Source organism: Hydrogenophaga sp. (assembly GCF_030656115.1).
GTDB lineage: Bacteria > Pseudomonadota > Gammaproteobacteria > Burkholderiales > Burkholderiaceae_C > Hydrogenophaga.
Genome location: NZ_JAUSOO010000001.1, coordinates 1 through 3,057 on the forward strand (window position 1 = coordinate 1; position 3,057 = coordinate 3,057).

Here is a 3,057-nt window from a genome sequence, read left to right on the forward strand (position 1 = left end):
CCTAACCAATCATGAGTTGGTCCACTCGCCCCCGAGCATGAAAGCCGAGTTTGAGTGCACCATGTGAGGTGGCACGCAGGTGCGAAAAGGTCGCAAAACGAATGAAGGCCCGACCCCGGTGCCTAACCGGACCTGCACCGAGCTGACTCGTACCCCCGACTGTTGCGCTGCCGGCTCCATTGCCGTGGAGCGGGTGGCAGCACGTACGGTAAAGAGGCCCGAACCGCTCACGGTTCGAGGAGTCTTTCAGCTCACCGGTGTTTCGCACCGGCCACGGGTGACGCTCCTGCGTGCCAATGCTGACTTTACACGGCACTTTACCCACAGGAGCATCGTCATGGAAGGTCTTTCCCCCTTGCACCGGCGTGTGGCCGGTATCGATGTGCACCGCATGCTGCATGTGGTCACGGTTCTCATCGAGCAGCCCGACGGCTCGGTGAGCAAGCACAGTCGGGAGTTCGGCGGCTTCAAGCGCGACTGCCGCGCCCTGGCCGCCTGGTTGTCCGAGTTGCAGGTTCAGCTCGTGGTCATGGAGAGCACCGGCATCTACTGGAAGAGCGTCTACGCCCACCTGGAGAACGCGGGCATCACCGCCTGGGTCGTCAACGCCCATTTCATCAAGCATGTGCCCGGTCGCAAGACCGACATGCTCGACTCGGAGTGGCTGGCCGTGCTGGCCCGTTTCGGCCTGGTGCGCGGCAGTTTCATTCCACCTCGCGATCTGCGCGAGCTGCGTCTGGTCTCTCGCTACCGGCGCAAACTCAACTCGATGTGTTCCAGCCAGATCAACCGGCTGCACAAGATGCTCGATGACGCGGGCATCAAGCTCGGCGCGGTGGTCAGCGACATCCACGGCGTCTCGGCCCGCGCCATGGTGCGTGGCCTCATTGAGGGCGAGTCCGAGGCCGTGCTGCTGGGCCATGCTCGGGGCGCCTTGAAGCGCAAGACCGAGGAACTCGCCGCCAGCCTGGACGGTGACTTGAGCGAGCGCCACCTGTTCGTGCTGCGCCACCTGAGCGACAGCATCGACGCCTTGCAGCGCCAACTGGCCGACATCGACGCTTACCTGATGCGTGCCATGCAACCCTACGCCTGGGCACACGGTCTGCTGCAGACGATTCCGGGTATTGACCAGACTGCAGCCGCGCTGATACTGATCGAGATTGGCGATGACATGACGCGCTTTGGCAGCCCTGAGCGCCTGGCCTGCTGGGCCGCGCTGAGCCCGGGCAACTTTGAGAGCGCGGGCAAACGCAAGTCTGGGCGCACGCGCCATGGCAACAACACCATCCGCTACATCCTGTGCGAATGCGCCAACGCCGCGCGCATGACCAAAAGCACGCTGGCCTCGAAGTACCGAAGTCTGATGGTGCGCAAATCGCACAAGAAGGCCATCGTGGCTGTGGCGCACAAGATGATCCGGCTGATCTACATCCTGATGTCGCGGCGCCAGCCCTATCTCGACCAGGCCATCGATTACGCCGCCATGAGCGCCAAGAAGAACGCTCCGCGCTGGATCAAGCAGCTCAAGGCCATCGGCAAGTGGCCCACTGCCAGCGCAGGCGCTGCGGCCCTCGCCGCCATCTGATTCACCGCTGAATTCCTGGGGTCGGGCCCAGCGGTTTCTATCTCGTTGCTGCGGGTCGGCAGGGGTTCGCACGTCGTTACCTGGATTGGCTTTCACGGTAACTGTAGGTTCAACGCGGACAAAAATGCTTCGCATTTTTGCCGGTTAACCTGGGCGTTAGGCATCACCTCCAGCCATCTATGCCCACCACTCTCGATAAACTCATCGCGTCGTCTGCCGCCCGTTTGGGCAAGAACGTGGATCGGCATCGCGCGACGCCGGCGATCAGCCTCGCCCAACATGTGCGATGGATGCGTCAAGTACGCGCCGCGCGAGTGACTGGAAAACGCATCGTCTATCTGGATACAAATGCCTGGAAGTGCCTTGCCGACTTTGAGCAACAGAAGCCGAAACTCACGTCAGCCATGCAGGACTTCGCACTTGCCACGCGCGCAGCGCTGCTTCGTGGTGACACTGTGTTCCCGATCGGGCTAGCGACGTTCTTTGAACTTGACTCCATGACAAGTGAGGACACCCACAACGCGCTGGTAACTCTCGTCGACGATCTATCGAAGGGCTACTGCGTCGCGCCATTTCCAGAGTGCATCGGGATGGAACTCGATCAACTTCGTGCTGGCGACTTCAACCTCCAGGAAGACCGATCAAGTTACCTTCGGTCTCCCGTTGAACTGCTGGGAATCCCTGCAGCCTCATTCGCCCCGGAAATGGCTGCGCTCATCGATGAGAACACGTTCAACAAGGCGTTCTTCGACACGATCTCGGAGCTACCTTTCTCGCTTCAACTTCAGGTCGCTCGCTCAGCGCCCGGGCCAAAGTGGAGCAACTCTCGATCAACCGCCGAACTAAACACCGGGAAGCAGTTGCACCAAGACGAGGTGCCCAATCTAAACACCGGTATCTTGCTTGAACTGAAGGGGTGCATAGAGGCTTGGTGTATCGGCGAGCAAACATCCTTAGATCCGAAGCAGGTACTACAACTGGCAGCAGCAGCCATGTACCACTGGCACCAGGTGCCCCGGACGAAAGCGCTCCCCACAATGCGAATCCTCTCCTCGCTGTACGGGCTCATGCGCTTCGACCCTCAGCGTCGCTACCAAGATGGTGACCCAAGCGACTTCACAGTTGCTGCGGCTGCGTTACCTGTGGCCGATGCGCTATTGACAGACCGAAGGTTAGCGATACTCCTGTCTGACCCCAGGATCGCGCTCAATCAGTTCCTCGATTGCACAGTGGTGAGCGGTTTCGAAGGCATGGCGGAATACATCTCTCGTCCCCATACGCCGAGTGATGCCTAATCGGGTAGGTAGGCAACGGCTTCTAACCGTCGCCCCCCACACCACCCACCGTGCGGGTCCGCAGTGGGCGGTTCAACAAGTCGGCTCGCTCGACGAAGCCTTCCCTCTTTTCTTCTTTGCCGTATAGCCCTGTGCCTTGCACCACAGTTCTTTCACGCTGAGCAAACCTTGCTC

The 3,057-nt window shown here is 60.5% G+C and carries 2 protein-coding genes; both read left to right on the plus strand.

Annotation, left to right across the window (positions count from 1 at the left end; translation table 11 throughout):
* Positions 1 to 337 precede the first annotated feature (337 nt).
* On the plus strand, positions 338 to 1,588 hold the full coding sequence (locus tag Q7J58_RS00005; protein ID WP_304821596.1) for an IS110 family transposase: 1,251 nt from the start codon (positions 338 to 340) through the stop codon (positions 1,586 to 1,588).
* Positions 1,589 to 1,767: 179 nt separating this feature from the next.
* Complete coding sequence (locus tag Q7J58_RS00010) at positions 1,768 to 2,883, plus strand: hypothetical protein (RefSeq protein WP_304821599.1); 1,116 nt, start codon at positions 1,768 to 1,770, stop codon at positions 2,881 to 2,883.
* Positions 2,884 to 3,057 lie beyond the last annotated feature (174 nt).

Coding starts and splice junctions, on each gene's coding strand:
- Q7J58_RS00005 (WP_304821596.1), top strand. CDS start 338: ATGGAAGGTCTTTCCCCCTTGCACCGGCGTGTGGCCGGTATCGATGTG.
- Q7J58_RS00010 (WP_304821599.1), top strand. CDS start 1,768: ATGCCCACCACTCTCGATAAACTCATCGCGTCGTCTGCCGCCCGTTTG.